The organism is Paenibacillus taichungensis, from assembly GCF_050994985.1.
Taxonomy (GTDB): Bacteria; Bacillota; Bacilli; order Paenibacillales; family Paenibacillaceae; genus Paenibacillus; species Paenibacillus taichungensis.
The window spans coordinates 811,044-832,097 of sequence record NZ_CP194720.1 but is presented as its reverse complement, the minus strand read 5'-3'; the positions used below and the strand labels follow the sequence as shown (position 1 = coordinate 832,097).

Sequence of the window (21,054 nt, the reverse complement as noted above, 5' to 3'; positions counted from 1 at the left end):
ACAGATCCATAGAAGATTTTAATAACGTCATAAAAAACATTTTATGGGTTTTCATCTCGTATTTTTATTTTGTTTCCTGTATATTTAACTACAAACTTTTATGCAATTTATACAAATAGCCATCCCAAGACTTTAACACAATAAAGGAGTGCATTGAAAAAGTGTCGACTATAACTAAGGATTCAACTCAAGTAACTGCCGCAGAGTATGTTCATTCCGTTTACGAATCGGTTATCGCCAGAAATCCACAGGAAAGTGAATTCCATCAGGCTGTCAAAGAGATCCTGGACTCGCTTATTCCTGTCATTGCAGCTCACCCGAAATATCGGGAGAATGGCTTGCTTGAACAGCTTGTTGAGCCAGAACGTGTCATTACGTTCCGCGTGCCTTGGGTAGATGATCAAGGCAAGGTACAAGTAAACCGTGGATTCCGTGTTCAGTTCAACAGCGCTATTGGGCCTTACAAAGGTGGACTTCGTTTCCATCCTTCTGTTTATTCGGGAATCGTTAAATTCCTTGGGTTCGAACAAATTTTCAAAAATGCCCTGACTGGCCTGCCAATCGGCGGTGGTAAAGGTGGTTCCGACTTCGATCCAAAAGGAAAATCAGATCTGGAAGTCATGCGTTTCACTCAAAGCTTCATGACTGAGCTGTACAAATATATCGGTTCCGATGCGGACGTACCTGCCGGCGACATCGGTGTAGGTGCACGGGAAATCGGTTATATGTTCGGACAGTACAAACGCATCAGCGGTGGACACGAAGCTGGCGTACTCACAGGTAAAGGCTTGCTGTACGGAGGAAGTCTTGCACGTAAGGAAGCTACAGGATTCGGATGCGTGTACTTTGTGAAGGAGATGTTGGCCTCCAAAGGACTGAGCTTCAAGGACAGCACGGTGGTTGTCTCCGGTTCGGGTAATGTATCCATCTATGCCATTCAGAAGGCTCAGGAGCTTGGAGCTCATGTTGTGGCGTGTAGTGACTCCGGTGGTTACATCTATGATGCTCAAGGAATCAATCTGGATACCGTAAAAAGATTAAAAGAGGTTGATCGCCTGCGGATCAGCGAATATGTCAAAGAGCATCCACATGCCGTGTATACCGAAGGCTGTGAAGGCATCTGGTCTATCCCTTGTGATATCGCGTTGCCTTGTGCAACGCAAAACGAAATCGACGAACAGGCTGCAGCATTGCTTGTGCAAGGCGGAGTTAAAGCGATCGGTGAAGGAGCGAACATGCCTTCCACTCTGGCTGCGATTGACGTTTTCCATAAAGAAGGCGTTCTGTTTGGACCAGCCAAAGCGGCTAATGCTGGCGGAGTTGCCGTGTCCGCACTTGAAATGTCGCAGAACAGCATGCGGTTGTCCTGGTCATTTGAAGAAGTGGACGCCAAGCTGCATGACATTATGTCTAACATCTACACTAGCTGTGTTCAGGCAGCGGATGAGTACGGCTGTGCAGGTAACCTGCTTGCCGGAGCGAACATCGCTGGCTTCCTGAAAGTGGCAGACGCCATGCTTGCGCAAGGTATCGTCTAATTCTTTGGGTGTCATAACTCTCTGCATTACCGAACATCTGCTAAACGATGCATCTTATCGCATAGATATAAGCAAAGGGCAGTTCTCCCGAATGGAGAACTGCCCTTTAACATAGATATAGATAACGATGTCACTCGAATCGCAGTATCAGTCTCTTAATTCCTTTGTAAAGAGAACCGTAGACTCACATGTACTTATGAACGTACCGTTTTTAGAGCTCCGCTCCAGGACAGCACCTGATCCAGCATGCCGTTCAGATTGGTCAGATGCAGATCGGCCGGTTTAAAGGTCGTTCCGTTCTCAAAATCGGTAAACAGCGACAGTGCCGGATGAACACGAACATCAGCAACCGACAACTCACCTAGAATGCCCCGCAGATGTTCTGCTGCACGTGCACCACCTACGGAACCATAACTTACAATACCTGCCGCCTTGTTGTTCCATGCCTCACGTGCGTAATCTAGTGCATTCTTCAACGATGCAGAGATGCTGTGATTATACTCCTGTACAATGAATACGAACCCATCCAGACTTGCCAGCTTCACATTCCAGGCAGTAGCCTGCTCCGTTGCATCCGCTTCTCCCAAGAGAGGCAGCTTGTAATCAGCAATATCCACGATTTCATAGTTGGCATCACCACGTGCATCCGCAATCTGCTTTACCCATTCTCCAACCTGTGGACTCAAACGCCCCTCACGTGTGCTCCCAAGAATAATTCCAATGTTAAGTTTCGACATCGTTTCTTCCTCCTCTTGTGTGTTGTTGTTTGTTTTTCCAAATAATTTATCCATAAAACCCATATTGACACCATCCTGTACCGTTTGGTTTAATTTCTTCTGTTGATATTGATAATAAGTAATTAAATTCATTTAGTCAAGTAACTTACGTAAAGTTTGTATATATTTTTTTCACTTTATCTTTATCATACAAATATTGTTATGAATTTATTCTACATAGCAGCATATTGATCGAAATCCAGCCTGATGGTAAAGTTGTACTGACCTTAAAATAGCATTCTTTTTAATAAAAGGAAGTGTACAAATGACTAACCAAGCATTCAGTAGCAATCAGGCTACTCTGCATTTAAGCGCAGACTGCGAGCAATGTTTTGGGCTATGCTGTGTCGCCTTGCCGTATGGCAAATCCTCAGACTTTGCTTTTGATAAATCTAGCGGTACCCCCTGTTCCAATCTTCGTACCGATAACCGCTGTGGCATCCATACACAGCTGCGACAGAAAGGGTTCAAGGGCTGCACAGTCTACGATTGTTTCGGAGCTGGTCAGAAACTATCACAAATTACATATGCGGGCAAGGATTGGCGTAACCATCCGGAATCAGCTGCTGAAATGTTCGATTGCTTGCCTGTCATGAAGCAGCTTCATGAGATGATGAGCTATATCAATGAAATGCTACAGCTGCCGGAAACATCATCCATCCATGCAGCGTTGAAGGACCTATATGTGGAAATGGAACGACTAACCGATCTGGATCCATCTGCCATATTACGTCTCGATATTCCCTCACATCGGGCGGTGGTGAACGAACTGCTTGTACAGGCCAGCGAGATGGTGCGGGCAAAGGTTCCAGCTTCGGGTAAGGGACCATCCAAATCGAAGACCAAAAAGGGTACCGGAAGAGACTTTCTAGGAGCCAATCTTAAAGGCGCTGACCTTCGGGGTGCAAGCTTTAGAGGTGCCTTAATGATAGCGGCTGACCTACGAAACGCAGATATGAGAAAGACCGATCTAATTGGGGCTGACATGCGGGATGCGAATCTGGGTGGAGCGGATCTGAGAGGCAGCATCTTTCTGACGCAATCCCAGCTCAACTCGGCAAAAGGCAGTGCAGATACCAAGTTGCCGGATCATTTAAACATTCCCTCACACTGGATGTAGGGAAGACTGTACAACAAATAGCTCGTCCCTCTTTTTAGAAGGACGAGCTATTTGTGTTGTATTACATTTTAGATATAAAACTCAGGACTTACAACTGCGGTAATGAATTAACGGACTACAGCAAGTCGCGGCGAAGGTCCTCAGCCGATTTAGGAGACAGGTGACCGAGTGGGATATCAAATACCGTCTTAGCCCCTTTGTGTCCTTCCAGACTCAAACGTTGTGCGGCTCTTGCATAAGCCACCAGTACACTTGCGGTAAATTCAGGATTGCTGTCGAGCTTCAGACCAAATTCAATAATTTGTTTCTGGCCTGCGCCTGTAACTCCACTACGAATGACAAATCCACCGTGCGGCATGCCTTCATGCTCAGCCTTCAATTGCTCTTCAGTAATAAACGTCACCGTTGTATCGTAATCCGAGAAATAGTTCGGCATGGATACAATCGTTTCACGAATCTCGTCGTGATTTGCACCGGCTTCTGCAACTACATAGCATTGACGCAGATGCTTCTCACGTGTGGTCAATTCTGGGGTCGCCCCAGCACGAATGCTGTTGATTACTTCTTCAACAGGTACAGTGTATTGCACACCAGCCTTAACGCCAGGAACACGACGGATGGCATCGGAGTGACCTTGGCTTACCCCTTTACCCCAGAACGTGTACTCTTTACCTTCTGGCAGGATCGATTGGGCAAGCAGTCGGTTCATGGAGAACAAGCCTGGGTCCCAACCTGTGGAAATGACGCTCACGTGGCCACCTTGCTCTGCCGCGGCGTTAACTTCTTTATAGAATTCAGGGATTTTGGCATGTGTATCGAAGCTATCCACCGTATTGAACAATTTTGCAATTGCAGGTGTCTGCTCCGGAAGATCGGTTGCCGAACCTCCACACAGAATCATCACATCAATTTTGCCTATGTATTGCTCAGCAGCAGAGATATGTTCGAAACGAACCTCCGTACCTTCTGCAACCATCTGCTCCGGGTTACGACGTGTAAATACAGCAACAAGCTCCATATCCGGGTTTTGAGTAATAGCTTTCTCTACACCTTTGCCCAGATTTCCGTAACCTACGATACCAACTTTGACCATGTTCAATCCTCTCCTGTCTTCATCTATAGTTGCCTACTTTATCTAGTATAATGATATAACATAACATGTAAATTGTCAGGTTTCCAGTTTGAAATAAAAATACCTTGCATGCAGAGCAGCAAGGCCTGATATATTCCTTTTATTCTAATCACGTCCAACCGAATGGATAAAAGGTATGGCATCCACGGAAGAAGTAGCAAACAAAATGGAAACGGACAGCACCGTTAGAGACAACAGACAACTTGCCAGGAGTAAGGAAAGGAATCTTGATGCGGTTCTGATCTTTTTCATCCATCCTACCTCCTCATCCTGTTTGCTATATTTTGGCTGGATTATGTTCTTCATAGTTCACCGGACCGCTTCACCAACTCCAAAATTTCACTAGCGACAATATCCGGCTGACTGTTATGAATATCGTGTTTGGCGTGTGCCACAGTGACCTGTGATCCTTGACTGGACCATGAAGCAAAATTGGCTTGATCTGCCTGCCATGCCCGGCTGCCTTCGCTTGGTTTCTCTGAACCGGCCGTCAGAATGGTTAACGGGAAGGAGAATTCCTTTTTATGCTCCAGGATATGGGCTGCGTTCGTCTTGGAATTGCGCATCTCTCCAATCACGTTGTCATTGTAAGCATGCTTGAGTGTGGAAATGGTGGCTGCCTTTCTCATTGACTCCGTAACGAGATCCGGGTTAACGACCAAAGATTCTGTTATCCGATCCCAATGCAGTAATGTACGCACAATTCCTGTTTTCACCAGAAGACGGGCTGAATCGAAATACCAGTCCGATTGCTCCATAGCAACAGTGCTGTAATATTCGGGACTTCCTCCATCAATCATGACCATGCCAGCTACCTCATCGGGGTACATTTGTGCGAATCGCACGGTCTCCAGCGATCCGAGAGAATGACCTACCATGATATACGGCGGACGTTGGCCGGATACTCGCAGCAATTGATGGATTTCCTCTGTAATGGTATCGATATCACGTGGCCGATCCGTATAATCGCTATACCCGTAACCGAACCGATCATACACCGCAATTTTCACCTGGGATTTCAACTTGTTATATAGCGGGCTGAAATCAACATACGGATTGGGCGTACCCCAGCCTGAAGCCAGGACAACTGTCGCATTTCCTCTTCCCGTTGTATAGAGATGCATTTTACGTCCGCTCACCTCATACATTTTGCCCGGTGCAGTATAAGATTTCATGTCCTGTGTCGACTGATATGCCTCGTACGCGGTTCCTGCCAGCAGCAGAAGCCCTGTTGCCAGCATCAGGCCACCCAGCCCCTTCAAACCTCTCCGTAACCCCTTCTTCATCGTTCTCTACCCCTTACCCGGCTCTTCTTCTATATGTATTCTTCAATCTTACCCAAGTACGGGGGGAAACGGAACGATCCCGGGTCCAGTTCTTTCCCCAACCTAAGTCTAGTTCCACCCCCTACCCGCAGGATGAAAAATACCATTGAGACCTGTACCAAAGGGAAGATAATCATATAGACAACGTAAAATAACCGCAAATTCCCGATAACGGAAACCTGCGGTTTTGATGATATTCATTTTGTAAAAAGCCAAATAAACCCTCTGCAATCTACAATTGCAACGTGAGACCCACCGGGCAATGATCACTGCCCATGACATGGCAATCAATATGCGCCTCTGAAACCTTCGGAGCCAGCTGATTGGACACAAGAAAATAATCGATCCGCCATCCAACATTACGCTCTCTTACCTTGGGCATGTACGACCACCAACTGAACACATCCGTGCGATCCGGGTACAGATGACGGAAGCTATCCACATATCCAGCAGCCAGCAGATCGGTCATTTTGCCTCGCTCTTCCAGCGTGAATCCCGAGTTGCCCAGATTCGGCTTCGGATTCTTCAGGTCGATCTCCTGATGGGCTACATTCAGGTCACCACATACGATAACCGGCTTGGTCTGCTCCAATTGCAGCACGTACCCTCTGAACCGATCCTCCCATTCCAAACGGTAAGGAAGTCTGGTCAGATCCCGCTTCGCATTGGGGGTATATACGTTGATTAGATAAAAATGATCAAACTCCAGCGTAACCATTCGGCCTTCCGGTTCACTATCTTCCTCTATCCCGTACCAGACAGATAGCGGCTTGATCCGGGTAAATATGGCTGTGCCGGAGTATCCTTTTTTGACAGCATAATTCCAGTATTGATATACGTCTTCACCCAGATCCATTTCGATCTGTCCTGCCTGCAGCTTGGTCTCCTGCACACAGAAAATATCGGCTTGACTCTCGTTATAATAATCCATGAATCCTTTGGTAACACATGCCCGCAATCCATTTACATTCCAGGACACCAGCTTCATATCCTCATCTCCTCACATCTCCCCAATATAGCATGGGCGAATTCGGAAGGACAAGCTGAGGTGTGACGATATCCAAACAGAATGAGCGCTTACTAAGCCCTATGCTCACTGAAACAACCAGGTTAATGCTTCAGGCAGATGCTTGGCAAAAAATAAAAGATCATGCGTCCCGCCCTCTTCCTCCACGTAATTCAGCCGCTCGGCAGGATAGCCCTGGGCCAAAATCATGCGACACGCAGAACGTGTATTTTCCAGCATTTGTGCTTGGGCATTAGCCTTGTACACACCTTCCAGACTCCCAACGTACATATACAACTTCAACCCGCGGCGTTCAGCCCAGGAATAGTCACTCATATAATCGAGGAAACCTTCATACCACATTGAGGCTGATAACGCCCCAACCTTTCCAAAGATATGAGGGAATTCCATCGCCGCAAACAGAGAGATCAGCCCACCGAGCGAACAGCCAAGTATACCTGTATTCTCTGAATCTGTAAGAGTACGGTAAGACGAGTCCACATACGGTTTCAGCTGCTCAGTGATCGCCTTCAGATATATGATTCCCTGACCGCCAAAGGCCGAAAAGGATTCATGTAGCGCTGGTACAGGCCATGGCGTGTAGTCATCGTTGCGATTGTGAGGTTCAATACCGACCAAAATCAATTCAGGCAGTTTTCCGGAGCGAAAAGAATGATCCAGCAGATTGCTGCAGGCTTTGGCTACCGCACCTCCATCCTGAATATAAACGACCGGGTAATGACGATCTCCCTCTGTGTAAGATGGCGGAAGCAGCAGATGGAGCGTCCAACCATTAACCGACTCCTGTACCCATTTACTCATGATATGGAACCCTTCCCTCCTGTTTCAAATCTGGCTTGTTACATCCGGTTCTTGAGCAGTAAAAAGATGAAATAAGGAACGCCAATAATGGAGATAACGATGCCCACAGGCAGTTCTGCCGGGGCAAACACCGTTTTACCAATCAAATCCCCTACAACAACCATCGCCATGCCGACCAACCCGGATATCGGAATGACCCGTTTATGGTGAAGCCCCACCAGCCGCCGTGCAATATGAGGAGCGATTAACCCAACAAATCCGATACTCCCGGATACGGCAACACAGGCACTGACGAGCCCAACACTGCCCAGCAACAATATTTTTCTCTCCCGATGAACATCCACGCCGAGTCCCATACTGCTGGCCTCCTGCAGCTGCATGACATCCAGCACACGGGATTTAGCCCAAAGCAAAGGAATCAGCAGAACCAGCCATGGAATCATCGCCGATATGTATCGCCAATTGGCATTATAAATGCTGCCTGTCAGCCAGACGGTAGCCATCTCAAAATCGGACGGGTTCATCTTTAGGGAAAGATAAAGCGTAATTGCACTAAAACCTGAACCGATGGCAATCCCGACCAGAATAAGCCTTTGGGAATCCAACTGACCACGCTCCTGTGCAAACCACAAGATGAGAATAACTGCCGTTAATCCACCCACCAGGCCAAACAGTGGCATCGCCATAATGGACAACCATCCTGTACCTGTTATGGACCCATGAAACAGAAGCATAAAGAGCACCATTGCTGTTCCGGCACCTGCGTTAATCCCAAGCATGCCGGGGTCAGCCAGCGGATTGCGGGCGATGCCCTGAATAACAGCTCCGGCAATCCCGAGTCCCAGGCCAAGCAGTAATGCAATGACAATACGCGGCAGCCTGAAATCAAAAATGACCAGATCATGCTCATGGACAGGGTCCAGCCGTAATAACGTTTTGACCACATCCATCACCGATATGTCAAACGCACCATTAGTCAAACTGATATAAACGGCTGCTGCAATGATTATTGAACTTATGAAAATGACGGCCCATAATCTTCCCTGCTGCGGTTCAGGCATGTTTTCCCCCTCCTTTGGTTTTGATCAGATAAAGGAAGAAGGGAACGCCAAATAATGCGGTGACTACTCCAATTGGTGTTTCAAACGGAGAGTTAATGAAACGACTCAAGATGTCACACCAGGCCAAAAAGAATCCGCCCAGCAGAGCGGAACACGGAATAATCCAGCGGTAATCTACCCCGAAGAGAAATCGGGTAATATGCGGAACCAACAAACCGACAAAAGCGATTTTGCCCGCCAAAGCCACAGATATTCCAGTCAGGATAACCACACTCAGTATCGATAAAGCCTTAACCCATCCGGTACGCTGCCCCAGGCTTGTTGCCACATCATCGCCCATCGACAGAATGGTAATAGACTTGGAAAGAATGATGGCTAACGCCAGTCCCACCACAGCAAATGGAATAATCAGCTTGATCATGCCCGGGTCCATCTGATGCAATCTGGCGTTATACCAGAAACTGATCGTTTGAGACACCTGATAATAGGTAGCCACGGCCTGAGATACACCACCGAGGAATGTACCAATAATCGTGCCCAGAATGGCAAGCCGAACAGGCGACATGCCGCCCGGCAGTAACCAGGCTATGAAAAATACCAGTCCTGCTCCAAGTGCCGATCCCGCTAAAGAGTAAAATATCAGACCAAGAGATGACGTATTCGGCATAAATACCATACATAAGGTGATGACCACTACCGATCCATCGGATACCCCCATAATGGAAGGGGATGCAAGATAGTTTCTTGTCATCCCCTGCATGAGCGCACCTGACACCGCCAGAAAAGCCCCGATCAATAGAGCACCAATAACACGCGGGAGCCGGGATGACACGATGATCTGGTGATCGATGCTGTCTGTATCAAAATGGAAAATGGCTGCCGTTATGGTCGAAACGTCAATGCTCTTGGCTCCGTACATCACGGACGCCAGAATGGTAACTGCAATGAACAGAGGTGCTGCTGCGAACAGCACCACCGGATTCAATCTTCTTTTTTGCATAGGAGTATACACGCCTTGCTCTAATTATTTGGATAACTGCTCAACTGCTGCTTTCAGGAATTCAATACGACTCCAGGCCGGACCACCTTCAGCCAATGGATCAATGACATTGACAAAAGCATGATTTTCCTTCAGCGCGGTTGTCTTCTGGATAATCGGGTTGTTTTGCAGATCTGTCAGGGCATTCGGGGTATCGGAGTTCTCAGATGTCTCAAATTGTACAAACACATAATCCGGGTTCATCTCTGCAAACTTCTCTACCGAAAGTGCTTCCTGCGCTTTGGCTGCCTGAATCTCGGCCGGAACCTGGAATCCAAGGTCTCCATACAGAATCGGATTCACAAAGACAGACTCAGGATACACATACATTTGTCCGTTACGAATACGCACTGCCAGCACTTTTTTGTTTTCAAGTTTGTCGCCTAATTCAGCCTGGGCAGTAGTCAGAGCAGCCCTATACTGTTCAATTTCCTGTTTGGCCTGTTCCTGCTTGCCTGTCAGCTCAGCCAGCAGATTCAGGTTCGACTCCCAATCCGTAGCAATATGGGACACCTGAATAAATGGCGCAATTTTACTTAACTGCTCGGCCACTTCAGGTTTAAACTTGGTGGAACCCAAGATAATATCCGGTTTCAGGGACAAAATGGTCTCAAAGTTAGGCTCAATCTTCTGCCCAATGGACTCAGCTTGATCCGTGATAGAAGCATACATCTCCGGGAATTCGCCGCCAAAAGTAATTGCCCCTACCGGATGTACATCAAGAACCAGCGCATCCTCCATCGCTTCCATGGAACCAGTAATAACAATACGGTTAACTTCTGTTGGGACTGTGTACTCTTTATCTAAGTATTTAATGGTTCGTGTGCCTTCAGCTGCCTCAGCTGTGTCCGTTTCATTGGTCGACGCCTCGGTTCCGGTCGAAGCTGAATTCTCCGCATTCCCTGACGCGTCCTCTTTATTGCCGCACGCTCCTAATACTGCGAGCATACATATCATTACCAACCATAACCCCAATTTCTTTTTCATCTCTGGTGATCCCCCTTCAATTTCGATTATTCTAATTGAGAATAATAATCATTATTGAATGATAAACAAGAATGACGGACAGAACCATGGACTCTGTCCTGAATCTCTATGGATTTTTCACCGATAGCGATCCATCAGATCGTCCAGGATGCGTTCATTGGCGAGGGGCGAGTTCTCAAGCCAGGGATCAGCTGGGATGATAAATAACCGGTTATTCTGAACGGATTTTATATTTTGCCACAAGGAGGTTTTCTGCACATCCTCCCAGAAGGATAACGTCTCACTCTCCTGACATACCATCAGAAATATCCAATCGTTCTGCATTTCATCCAGCTGTTCCAGCGTAATCGGCTCGTTATATATTTCCCCTTCTTCACTGACATGGGCTGGTTTAACCGCTAAATCTCCATATAACACTTCCAACATGGAAGGTGAACAATAACGTGTGAACTGATGTTTTAACAAACGGACAACAACTACCTTCTCGTTGCCAAGCTTTTGCTGCATCATCGTTTTGACCTGATCAACCTTATGATCATAAGTTTCCAGCCAACTCTTGGCATCCTGCTGTGTCCCCAGATGTTCAGCCAGAATCTGAAGCTGTGATCGCCAGTTGTGATCTGAGACCGTGAGGTAATGAACCGGTGCAATACCTTCAAGCTGTGCTTTCTCCTCAGGTCGCAAATGGTCGTAACTGATAATCAGGTCGGGCTGATGCTCTTGCAGAGCCTGAATTTTGGATTTCCATTCCATGTCAATCCGATAGGCACTCAGATGTACAGGGATGTCCTTGCCATACATTCGATAATAATACGATGTCCATTTCGGGTGCAGCGGTGCCGCATAGGGAATCATGTTCAGGGCCAGCAAATGTCCTGTAATCGCAATGTGATAGGCCGCAATTTTACGGCGGCGGCTGTTCATATATACCGAAGGGGATATTCCCATGGCTTTTTTAAATTTGCGACTGAAGTAAAATTCGTCCTGATATCCAACCTGATGTGCAATATCCCGCAGACGCATTTCAGTACCGGCCATCAGTTGTTTTGCCCGGTTAATGCGGAGTGAAGAAATATAATCAGTTGTACTCATTCCATATCTTCGCTTGAACAGGTCCACATAATATTTCGGACTCAGCCCGGCCATGCCTGCCAGATATTCCACGGTTAGATTCTCATTGGAATGCTCATCGATATAATCTTTGGTACGCTGGATCATCATCTGGGAATCTTCCTTGAGCGGAGGTGATGCTTCTGTAAGGCTTGCGAGTAATTGGAGAAACTGCACATGTGCCTGAAAATGTCCCATGGCCCTGCCACTATGCCACAGGTTGTGTATTTCTTCGCACATAAATGAGAGCTGAACGGTTGGTGACACCGCCAGCTCCTTGCCAGATCTGAACATCGGGGTATCTTTAACCACATGCAAGGTGTCAGGATCATCATGCAACTCTTGATAAAGGTCAAACCGCATGATCGTTACTTCGGCTCCTTCATCTCCGAAAGAAGTCAGACCAAAAGTGGATTCGGGTACACAGGAATATACGCCTTGTGCGTGGATATGGATAGACCCCCGATCCAGTGTCAGTAAGGCTTCACCACCTGTGACCAAGACAAGCACATAAGACGAGGTATGCTGCTGGGGAATGTTCCAGTCCGAAGTGGATTTCATTTTCTCCATGTCACGCAATTTTATAGTCATTCTGTCGAGCAGATACGTGGAATCCACCTCTTGATTAGGGTATAAGTTAGGGGAAATCATCTATTTATAGGCCTCCATTTGATAACCATTCTCAATAACTATCATCAGTATATCAAATTTCCGGAGACCCCCGCATCTACTAGTTCTTTCATGATGGTACTAAACCCGTTCAATCTCTGGATGCAAATCGCAGTGCCCTGTTGATCAACACAGGCAATACCGAGATATGACCTTCATCTTCAAAACAGATAAAGTCAGCACGGACTCCACTTGCATCGGCATGGTTCAACCATTGGGTAAACGCTCGGGAACGTTCAATCACCCCGCTGGGATGACTCCCCTCCAGTTCTCCTGCTCCAAGTAAAACGTGAATTTCCGAACTGTTATCTTGCATGCGAGAAGCAAACGTCTCTTGTTGCCGGGCGATCCAGGCTGAATTCCAATGAAGAGAAGGACTACCTGCAATGTAATTTCGGTATGTTCCCGGACGTTCCAGTAACAACTGCAAAACAAATAATCCGCCCAGCGAGTGCCCCACAACGGATTGTCTGCTTCGGTCAATGGCATAGCGTCGTTCAATATCTGGCTTCAATTGTTCCTCGATAAACAGGGTGAATGCTTCAGCGCCGCCATGCTCCGGCCAAGTTGCTCCATCCGGTCTTCGGGGTAATTCCCCTTCGGGAACCGGCATCATAAAATCATAGTGTCTGTCCGGTGGAAAGGGTTCTCTGGCAGTATACCCCACGCCAACAATAACTGCTGGCACAACCCCGGTCTTCTCCGGGCGTAAAGATTGTATACGCATGGCCTCAACCGTCGTACCAAACACCGCATTGGCATCCAGCAGATAGATCACGGGATATCCGGAAGCTGGCGGGGCGCTCTCCGGCACCCAAACTCTGATCTCGTACTCTCTTTTGGTCTGTTCTGCACGCATGCGATAAAAAGCTGTTCCCGGCAAAGTTACTTCCGGTTCTGCTCTGTCATGTCTCATCACTTGTTTCAATGAAGTATGCCTCCTGGTTGCTACGGCTTTAGTCTCCGATTATATACAAGGTCGGTCCGGCCTTCCATGGACGAATCACCCATTTCCATATGGAAAATGCACCGCTTCATTGCACGCATGGCTTTTTCATTTCCATGTAAAGAATAAAGCCGGCCCCCTTGACGGGGTAACCGGCTCTGTCTTGTATTGTAGTTTTCTGTTCTGTTTTTCTATATAACATGTCCGACGGTTTAATGCTATTTGAGACCTGTTGTAGCAATGCCACGAATGATCTGCTTCTGAAAACACAGAAAGAGAATGATCAATGGCAGAACCGAAAGTGTGGCTCCAGTCATAATCTGCACCCAGTTGCTGCTATCCTTGGCCTCGCTGGAGAAGAAAGCCATCCCGACCGGAATCGTAAACATTTCTTCACTCTGCGTAATAATGAGCGGCCAGATGAATGAATTCCAACTGCCCAGGAATGTCAGAATGCAGAGGGTGGCAAACGCTGGCCTAACCAGCGGAACAGCGATCCGAAGGAAAATGCCCCATTCTCCCATGCCATCAATTCGTGCTGCGTCCAATAATTCCGAAGGAAGGGATTCCATGAATTGCTTCATTAGAAAAATGCCAAATCCGGATATTAAACCTGGAAACAGAATACCCCAGTACGTATCCATGCCGTTAAAACTGCTGGATACAAGATACCATGGAATAATTAGCATTTCAGTCGGCACCATCAATGTACTTAGAATGAGCACAAAAATAACCTGTTTCCCCCAGAACGAAAATTTGGCCAGAATATATCCCGTAATGGAATCAAATACGCAGACGCTCACGGTGGCAATAACGGCTACATATAGGCTATTCAACATCCAACGGGGAAATGGGGTTCCCTGAAAAATGGCTGCATAATTGTCCCATGTGACTCTGGAAGGGATGAGGCTTAGAGAGTAGATTTCATCCAGCGTCTTGAACGACGTCGATATCATCCATAGAAACGGAAACACCATCAACCCAAGTCCGAGCGTAAGTAAAACATAACTGATCAGTGACCCGGAACGTTTCCAGCGGAGTGTCGTTCGGGTATCGGCCCATGCCGCAGATCTGCTCATGCTTGAAGAGCACCGTCCTTTCCTTTTACTCCTGTTGAAAACGGCTGCCCAGCACTTTAAGCTGAATCAGTGTCAGCATGAATATGATGGCAAACAGAATAACAGTCGCTGCCGAGGCCAAGCCCATATCAAAACTTTTGAAAGCCAGATTGTATATATGAAGCACGACAGCTATGGTGGAGTCCAACGGTCCGCCGCCAGTCATATTCAGCACTTGAGTGAAGGATTGCAGAAACCCGATGCTTGCCATTACGACAGATAGAAGCATGACTGGGTTCAACAGAGGGATCGTAATATGCACAAAGCGCTGCCAACCCGTGGCTCCGTCTATCGCAGCCGCTTCATAATACAATTTGGGGATGTTTTGCAGACCCGCCAGGAAAATGAGCATCTGAAATCCGATATTTTGCCATACCATTACCGCAATAATCCAGAAGATGGCCTGTGAGGGCGAATACAGGAATGACTGCGGCCCAAGGCCCAACTCTATAAATAGAGCATTTACAATCCCGTTCTTCATCAGCAGCCACCGGAATACCCAGCTTACCGCCACTACACTGGTAACATACGGGATAAAGTAGGCCGTCCTGAACAATCCGCGCAGCTTCACCACTTGCTGGAGAAGAAGAGCCACGATTAATCCGGCAATCAACTGTGCAGGTACACCAACAACGACGTAGATTCCTGTGTTCACCAGGGACTTGAGGAATAGAGAGTCACTTAGCAACGTCGCATAATTATCAAAACCCACAAAGGGTTTGTCCGGTGACAGCATGCCCCATTCGCGAAAGCTCACGTTAAAGGAGTACAGAATCGGTAAGATGCGGATGACTACAAAATAGATCAGCGGAATCAACAAACCGCCATAAATGAATAACCGCTGTTTATGTCTGTAATTGAGTCTTCCTATTCCCGATCCGAACCATAAACGACGCCGTTTCGGCCGCGAAGGGATCACCCCGGTAGTCCTCATAGCTGCGCAGCCTCCTTGAATGAGAACTTATTTTTTCTTATCCTGTTTCGTCCAGTAGTCGTCATAGAGCTTCTGGGTTTTGGCCACCAGATCATTGAAAGCCTGTTCTTCCGGCACATGATTAAGCAACACCTCATCCACAGCGTTCACAAATAACGTACGTTCCTGCGTCTCATCAATGAAGAAGTGGGCGTTGGCATCGTTCAGTTGAGAGATAAAAGGGCCAAGCAGCGGGTCATTCACATACTTATCCTGAAGAGCCACTTCTTTCTGTGCGGGAAGTTCACCGACCTTCTCCACCCACTGTTCCTGAACACCCTTGCTGATCAAAAACTGTAAAAAGGCCGTGGCTGCTTCCAGCTTCTCCCCGGTAACATTGGCAGGGATCGCATTCGCCCAGAATGAAGCCTGTGTGGACTTCCCTTTATAACCCGGTAGCGGTGCGACAGCAAAATTCAAATCGGGAGCGTCTTTTTTTATAGATCCCAATCGATATGAACCATCCACGTTAATTGCCGCATGGCCCGTTTTGAATGCATTGGCATCATCAGTGTAAAAGCCGTTAATACCCACCTTATGCACGGTTGCAAAATCAACCAGATACTTGAATGCTTCAAGCCCTGCAGGGGTATCATTCCACAGGATTTTCCGACGATCCTCGCTCGTATCCTTGCCTCCCGCTTGATATAACAATCCGTCTCGGAACCAGTGATGAAGCTGGGAACCCGGTTCCCACGCGAAACCCTCTGTTACCAACTGGCCATTTTTGTCCGTTTCCGTTAATGCCTTGGCATCCGAGACAAGCTCTTCCCAAGTCGTAGGCGGTTTGTCGGGATCAAGTCCAGCCTTGGTGAACAAGTCCTTGTTATAAAATAACCCCAGCGTTCTCACGCCTGTAGGCAGAGCATAATAGCTTCCGTTTAATTTGGCTGTATCTACAAAAGGGAAAAATGCCTCGGCGATGCCCGGAAAGCTGCTTTCAGGCAACGGCTGTAAATAACCGGATTGCACATATTTGGGCAACCAGCCGTAATACAGATTAATGACATCCGGTCCTTTTCCGGCGGGAACCAGTGTAGCTACCTTTTGATTGTACTGGTCGTACGGAAAATTGGTTTGTTTGACTTTGATGTTGGGATGTTCAGTCTCGAATTCCTGGATTAAGGTATTGATCAGTTCAACCTTGGCTGGAAATTCGTACTGCCAGTACTCAATCGTGATGGGCTCCGTCTCCGTCTGATCACCCGAAGCTGTAACAGCTGCTGAACCGGACTCTTCGGATGGCTTGGTTGAACAAGCCGTAATGCTCAATAAGAGTAAACCTGCAATCAATAATTGCAGGGTCTTGCTTGGTCTGAATGAAAAATAACCGGATTCCGTCAAGTGAAGCCACTCTCCCCTCTTTTTCCAACAAAAGTGTTATAACGTTCTTTAATTCCTTGGCTTACGCATTGGTGGAACCGACGACTTTGCCAACAGGCAGCTTCAACAAACGTCTTGCGTTATTTCCGAAGATGAGTTCAATGTCCGCTTCAGGGAAGCGAAGTTCACGGCATACACGCACCTGATCCTGCAAATAACGATAGGGATAACCACGCGGAAATCCGCTTGCATCCGTTCCAAAGATAATTCGCTCCGGACCCAACAGTTCGTAGGTTTTGCGGAATAACGTCTCCAAGTTCAGCTCGTATGGCATCCAGCGTACCCACTGATTGGAACCCGATGTGTCGATGTACACATTAGGGCAGCTCCAACTTAGATGCAGAAGCTCCTGGAAATACCCTGCGCCAAAATGAGGGATGATGAACGGAATATCCGGATAGGCACGGGCCGTATTAAAGATGGCAAGCGGATTGATGTTGGGATGATGAACGATGCCTCCGGCATGACCAAGCATGCCAAAATGAATCAGGACAGGCAGGCGGCGCTCTGCAAGAAATGCCCACACCGGGTCGAGCGAAGGAGAGTCAAAGGGAATCTGGGTGAGGGGACCAAACAACTTATATCCTCGCAATCCGAGCTCATCAACTGCCCTACGCAGCTCAATGGATGCATCTTCATTTTCAATGGGATGATAGGCGAATCCGGTAAACCGATCCGGGTATATGGATATTTGTTCAGCCAAGTTGTCATTATCCAGAGCCGTCAGGAAGTTAAGTCCAGCAATATTGTATTTGTCCAATTCATCTACCCACCGTTCGATTAACGGCCGCGCAGCTTCCTCTCCCTGCTCCTCCACCGCCGGGAAGTCCCAGGTTAGTCTCATTCGCTCACTGCGTTCCTTGCCATATCGCGTCACCAACTCATGGTTTTTATATGAGGAAAGCAAAAGTTTATAAGGCAGATGGGCATGGATGTCAAAAACTCGAAAGTCGGGATTGGAGAACATTGATTTTGCTCCTTCCATTTAGATTCTGTTAAGCCAGCCGTTTAGAATGAAATCCAGTTTTGCATCTACAGAACGGAGTTTATTAGTGGTATCGAGACTCCATTGTTCCTGTGTGCCGAGACGGAGCGCTTGGGCCTCCAATGCTCTTGCCACTTCTTCCGGATTCGGTCCACCACGCATATGCCGAATGTGTACAAAATGCTCAGGGGATATTGCTTGCTCTAATTGCTCAATGGTTAGGGCAAGCGGTTTGGCGGCAATTTCCTGCACCGCTGTATTCACAACATCCCAGTTCAATCCCGAAATGGAAGTACCGGATTCAGTCAGCTGTGTTACAATGCGGCTCACGATGGAATGAGCTTGTCGAAACGATAATCCTTCTGTGCGGACCAAGGTATCTGCAAGTTCGGTAACCGTTGCGAAGCTATGCTCTGCCCGTTCACGCAGCAATAACACATTGACCTTAAGGGTATCCATCACTTCGGACAGCAAGCGATATACGGATTCAAGTGTATTCAGACTTCTCCATACATAGGGCTGCATATCATCTTCGGTATCTACAATGTCGCCAAAGGGCGTGTTATGCATCATGATAAGCGCAGTTGCTGCATCCCCTTTGGCACTTGAAAGGAGTGAACGGGCGTGTTCAATCGATACCGGGTTCCGTTTTTGCGGCATGATGGAACTAACCTGAACGTAAGGGGCAGCTACAATTAATGCACCATATTCCTGTGTGCACCATAACAGCAGATCCTGAACGAAACGCCCCAGATTGATAGCTGCCAGTTGGGCTACAGAGGCGGCTTCACCTGCATAATCTGCACCGCTGACGGCATCATAGGCATTCTCAATAATGCCATCAAAGCCAAGCAGTTCTGCGGTCCGGTCTCGACAGACCGGAAATCCAGAAGTGGTGAGAGCAGCCGCACCAAGACTGCTGCGATTGCAGCCTGTATAGGCGGATCTCAATCGATTGAGATCCCGTTCAAGGGAATCGCTAGCGGCACAGATGTAGTGGGCAAGTGTTGTCGGCTGGGCTTGTTGGGTGTGCGTGTGAGCAATCATGAGGGTATCGATATGACGTAATGCAAATTCTCTTAGGCTTCGGTGTAATGACAGCCCTGAGGAAATCGTTGAGTTCAGCTTCTCCCTCAGCACCATACGATACATGGCGATACCCATATCGTTTCGGCTTCTGGCTAAATGCAGATTCCCGACAGAAGGTCCGCCAAGCTTCTCTAGTTCAACTTCGACTTGGTAGAACAAATCTTCAACGTGGAAGGAATATTCGCTACTTCGGAGCCCATCTACATCCAGACTCTGTATAGCGGAAGCGATGTGGCACGCCTCTTGCTCCGAAATGATGTGTTGTTCACGGAGCATAATCAGATGTGCTTTGTTTACGGCCATCATGGGGTTCAGCAGATGCTGTGTGGCCTGGTTATAGGCGGGTTCAAGTACAATTTCGGCATAGGTTTGACTGGGAAAACCAGACGTTTGTGTTGGAGTCGTTGACGTTGACTTCACCTTCCTTGCTCTTCATCTGAATACAGTGATTTTAAATACCGACTAATCAGGTCGGAATGTTTAGTTCAAAACTCTACCACTATTTTGGTATACATACAACTTTATCCTTAATCAAAATTTTCTATTGTCGTATCGGCTTTCTCTATAACCTGTTCTATTGACTGCCGTAGATTTGGAGACTAGATTATCCTGTATAAGATTGGTCTCTGAAAAATAAGCGGAAGGAGGGATGGTTATATCACATTCCTATGATGTCATTATCGTTGGAGCCGGATCGATGGGCATGAGTGCAGGTTATTATCTTGCGCGCAGTGGATTAAAAACATTGCTGATTGATGCCTTTGATCCTCCGCATACGGAAGGCAGCCATCACGGAGAACCACGGCTTATCCGCCACGTATATAGCGGGGGACCTGATTATATAGCGATGGCACTTCTGGCGCAGGAACTGTGGGAAGAACTGGAGGATACTACCGGGGCCAAATTGCTTGTACCATCAGGCGTCTTGAATATAGTTGACCCGGATATCCATTCTTTTCATAATCGTTTAACCCATGCTGACGATGCGGGGATTCGGTATGAAACCTTGCGCGCAGCCGAAATCATGAAACGCTGGCCAGGCATTGAAGTCCCTGAACATTACGAGGGAATGTATGAGCCTGATGCAGGATATTTATTCAGTGAGCGCTGCGTGCTCGCCTTCCGTCAGGCAGCCGAAGCATCGGGTGCCACTCTCTTAACCCACACACGTGTTGAACATATCGAATGCAGCGCAGATTCTGTTGGAGTCATCACATCTGCTGGTGAGACATATTATGCGAACCAGGTCATTCTCAGTGCCGGAGCATGGTTTCAGACGCTGAAACCGTTCGTCAATCTTCCCATTCGAGCTGTACGCAAAACCGTGGGATGGTTCGTTGCACCGGAGGCATTGTTCGCCGAGGATCACTTTCCCGGTTTTACGCTGGCTGGAAAAGAAGGCGGATATTATGGATTTCCGAGCATTGGCGGGTCGGGTCTGAAGATTGGACGTCACGATACGGGGCGGGAGTGGACACCAGGCGATACACTGGCTTCATTTGGCTCTGATGAAACGGATGAGGGTGATCTGCGGAGATTGCTTGAACTTCGGATGCCTCTAGCAGCGGGAAAGCTGAAACGTGGTGCGGTATGCAAATACGAGTTCACACCGGATGAAGATTTTATTATCGACCGTCACCCTGCCCATAACCATGTATGGCTGGCAGGCGGATTTTCCGGTCATGGCTTCAAATTCTCAAGTGCAGTGGGCAAAATATTGTCTGATTTGGTGCAAACAGGCCATACAGATCAGGATATTGGACGATTTGCCCTTTCCCGATTTGGTAGCCATATATCAAGGTGAACTCCTTTCTTGAACCGTGCTGTGTGGTATAGCTCATCATGTTTCAAGAAAGGAGTATGTGCAATCGTGGTGGGTGCAGATAGGGTGAGCTTGAGCTGCTCGGATATTTGAATCTTTAGATTCAAATATCCGAACAGTCTCCGCAAAAAGAATAAATACAACGAAGGAAAC

The 21,054-nt window shown here is 47.6% G+C and carries 19 protein-coding genes; 3 read left to right on the top strand and 16 right to left on the bottom strand.

Annotation, left to right across the window (positions count from 1 at the left end):
• Positions 1-161 precede the first annotated feature (161 nt).
• Positions 162-1,538 carry an NADP-specific glutamate dehydrogenase gene (gdhA, locus tag ACR1R9_RS03815; protein WP_113053599.1) on the top strand — a complete coding sequence of 459 codons (1,377 nt, stop codon included), beginning with the start codon at positions 162-164 and terminating at the stop codon, positions 1,536-1,538.
• 194 nt (positions 1,539-1,732) lie between these two features.
• Here gdhA and ACR1R9_RS03810 read toward each other — a convergent pair whose 3' ends face one another.
• Entirely contained in the window at positions 1,733-2,275 is a 543-nt protein-coding gene (locus tag ACR1R9_RS03810) for an NADPH-dependent FMN reductase (RefSeq protein WP_076288277.1), read from the bottom strand.
• A gap of 304 nt (positions 2,276-2,579) precedes the next feature.
• Between ACR1R9_RS03810 and ACR1R9_RS03805 the strand changes: the two genes are divergently transcribed.
• On the top strand, positions 2,580-3,434 hold the full coding sequence (locus tag ACR1R9_RS03805; RefSeq protein WP_099857073.1) for a pentapeptide repeat-containing protein: 855 nt from the start codon (positions 2,580-2,582) through the stop codon (positions 3,432-3,434).
• A gap of 115 nt (positions 3,435-3,549) precedes the next feature.
• Here the strand turns inward: ACR1R9_RS03805 and ACR1R9_RS03800 are convergent, their stop codons facing one another.
• The 15 genes from ACR1R9_RS03800 to argH form a co-directional block, all read right to left on the bottom strand.
• Entirely contained in the window at positions 3,550-4,527 is a 978-nt protein-coding gene (locus ACR1R9_RS03800; protein WP_433921702.1) for a diaminopimelate dehydrogenase, read from the bottom strand.
• 144 nt (positions 4,528-4,671) lie between these two features.
• Positions 4,672-4,818: a hypothetical protein gene (locus ACR1R9_RS03795; protein WP_433921703.1), complete on the bottom strand. Its 147-nt coding sequence runs from the start codon at positions 4,816-4,818 to the stop codon at positions 4,672-4,674.
• 50 nt (positions 4,819-4,868) lie between these two features.
• Positions 4,869-5,852, bottom strand: a complete 984-nt coding sequence (locus ACR1R9_RS03790; protein ID WP_433921704.1) for an alpha/beta fold hydrolase — start codon at positions 5,850-5,852, stop codon at positions 4,869-4,871.
• 271 nt (positions 5,853-6,123) lie between these two features.
• Positions 6,124-6,879, bottom strand: a complete 756-nt coding sequence (locus tag ACR1R9_RS03785) for an exodeoxyribonuclease III (RefSeq protein WP_433921705.1) — start codon at positions 6,877-6,879, stop codon at positions 6,124-6,126.
• A 105-nt stretch (positions 6,880-6,984) separates the two neighbouring features.
• On the bottom strand, positions 6,985-7,719 hold the full coding sequence (locus ACR1R9_RS03780) for an alpha/beta hydrolase (protein ID WP_433921706.1): 735 nt from the start codon (positions 7,717-7,719) through the stop codon (positions 6,985-6,987).
• A 38-nt stretch (positions 7,720-7,757) separates the two neighbouring features.
• Positions 7,758-8,780 carry a FecCD family ABC transporter permease gene (locus ACR1R9_RS03775; protein ID WP_433921707.1) on the bottom strand — a complete coding sequence of 341 codons (1,023 nt, stop codon included), beginning with the start codon at positions 8,778-8,780 and terminating at the stop codon, positions 7,758-7,760.
• A complete protein-coding gene (locus ACR1R9_RS03770) occupies positions 8,773-9,780 on the bottom strand; it encodes a FecCD family ABC transporter permease (protein ID WP_064636053.1) in 1,008 nt (335 codons plus the stop codon). Before ACR1R9_RS03770 ends, ACR1R9_RS03775 begins: the two co-directional genes overlap by 8 nt.
• A 24-nt stretch (positions 9,781-9,804) precedes the next feature.
• Positions 9,805-10,806, bottom strand: coding sequence for an ABC transporter substrate-binding protein (locus ACR1R9_RS03765; protein WP_090903784.1), 1,002 nt, complete (start codon positions 10,804-10,806; stop codon positions 9,805-9,807).
• A 117-nt stretch (positions 10,807-10,923) separates the two neighbouring features.
• The gene (locus tag ACR1R9_RS03760) at positions 10,924-12,507 is read right to left on the bottom strand and encodes an AraC family transcriptional regulator (RefSeq protein ID WP_433948818.1); all 1,584 of its coding nucleotides are present in this window, start codon (positions 12,505-12,507) and stop codon (positions 10,924-10,926) included.
• A 169-nt stretch (positions 12,508-12,676) separates the two neighbouring features.
• Positions 12,677-13,504, bottom strand: a complete 828-nt coding sequence (locus ACR1R9_RS03755) for an alpha/beta hydrolase (RefSeq protein ID WP_433923757.1) — start codon at positions 13,502-13,504, stop codon at positions 12,677-12,679.
• Positions 13,505-13,749: 245 nt separating this feature from the next.
• Positions 13,750-14,610, bottom strand: a complete 861-nt coding sequence (locus ACR1R9_RS03750) for a carbohydrate ABC transporter permease (RefSeq protein ID WP_175383274.1) — start codon at positions 14,608-14,610, stop codon at positions 13,750-13,752.
• Positions 14,611-14,635: 25 nt separating this feature from the next.
• A complete protein-coding gene (locus ACR1R9_RS03745) occupies positions 14,636-15,583 on the bottom strand; it encodes a carbohydrate ABC transporter permease (RefSeq protein WP_433921709.1) in 948 nt (315 codons plus the stop codon).
• A 27-nt stretch (positions 15,584-15,610) separates the two neighbouring features.
• On the bottom strand, positions 15,611-16,966 hold the full coding sequence (locus ACR1R9_RS03740) for an extracellular solute-binding protein (protein WP_433921710.1): 1,356 nt from the start codon (positions 16,964-16,966) through the stop codon (positions 15,611-15,613).
• A gap of 61 nt (positions 16,967-17,027) precedes the next feature.
• Positions 17,028-17,972 (bottom strand): amidohydrolase family protein, encoded by a 945-nt coding sequence (locus ACR1R9_RS03735; RefSeq protein ID WP_433921711.1) that lies wholly within the window; start codon positions 17,970-17,972, stop codon positions 17,028-17,030.
• Between the two features lie 18 nt (positions 17,973-17,990).
• Positions 17,991-19,499: an argininosuccinate lyase gene (gene argH, locus ACR1R9_RS03730; protein ID WP_433921712.1), complete on the bottom strand. Its 1,509-nt coding sequence runs from the start codon at positions 19,497-19,499 to the stop codon at positions 17,991-17,993.
• Between the two features lie 229 nt (positions 19,500-19,728).
• On the opposite strand from argH, the gene solA reads away from it, so the two are divergent.
• On the top strand, positions 19,729-20,883 hold the full coding sequence (gene solA / locus ACR1R9_RS03725) for an N-methyl-L-tryptophan oxidase (protein WP_433921713.1): 1,155 nt from the start codon (positions 19,729-19,731) through the stop codon (positions 20,881-20,883).
• Positions 20,884-21,054 lie beyond the last annotated feature (171 nt).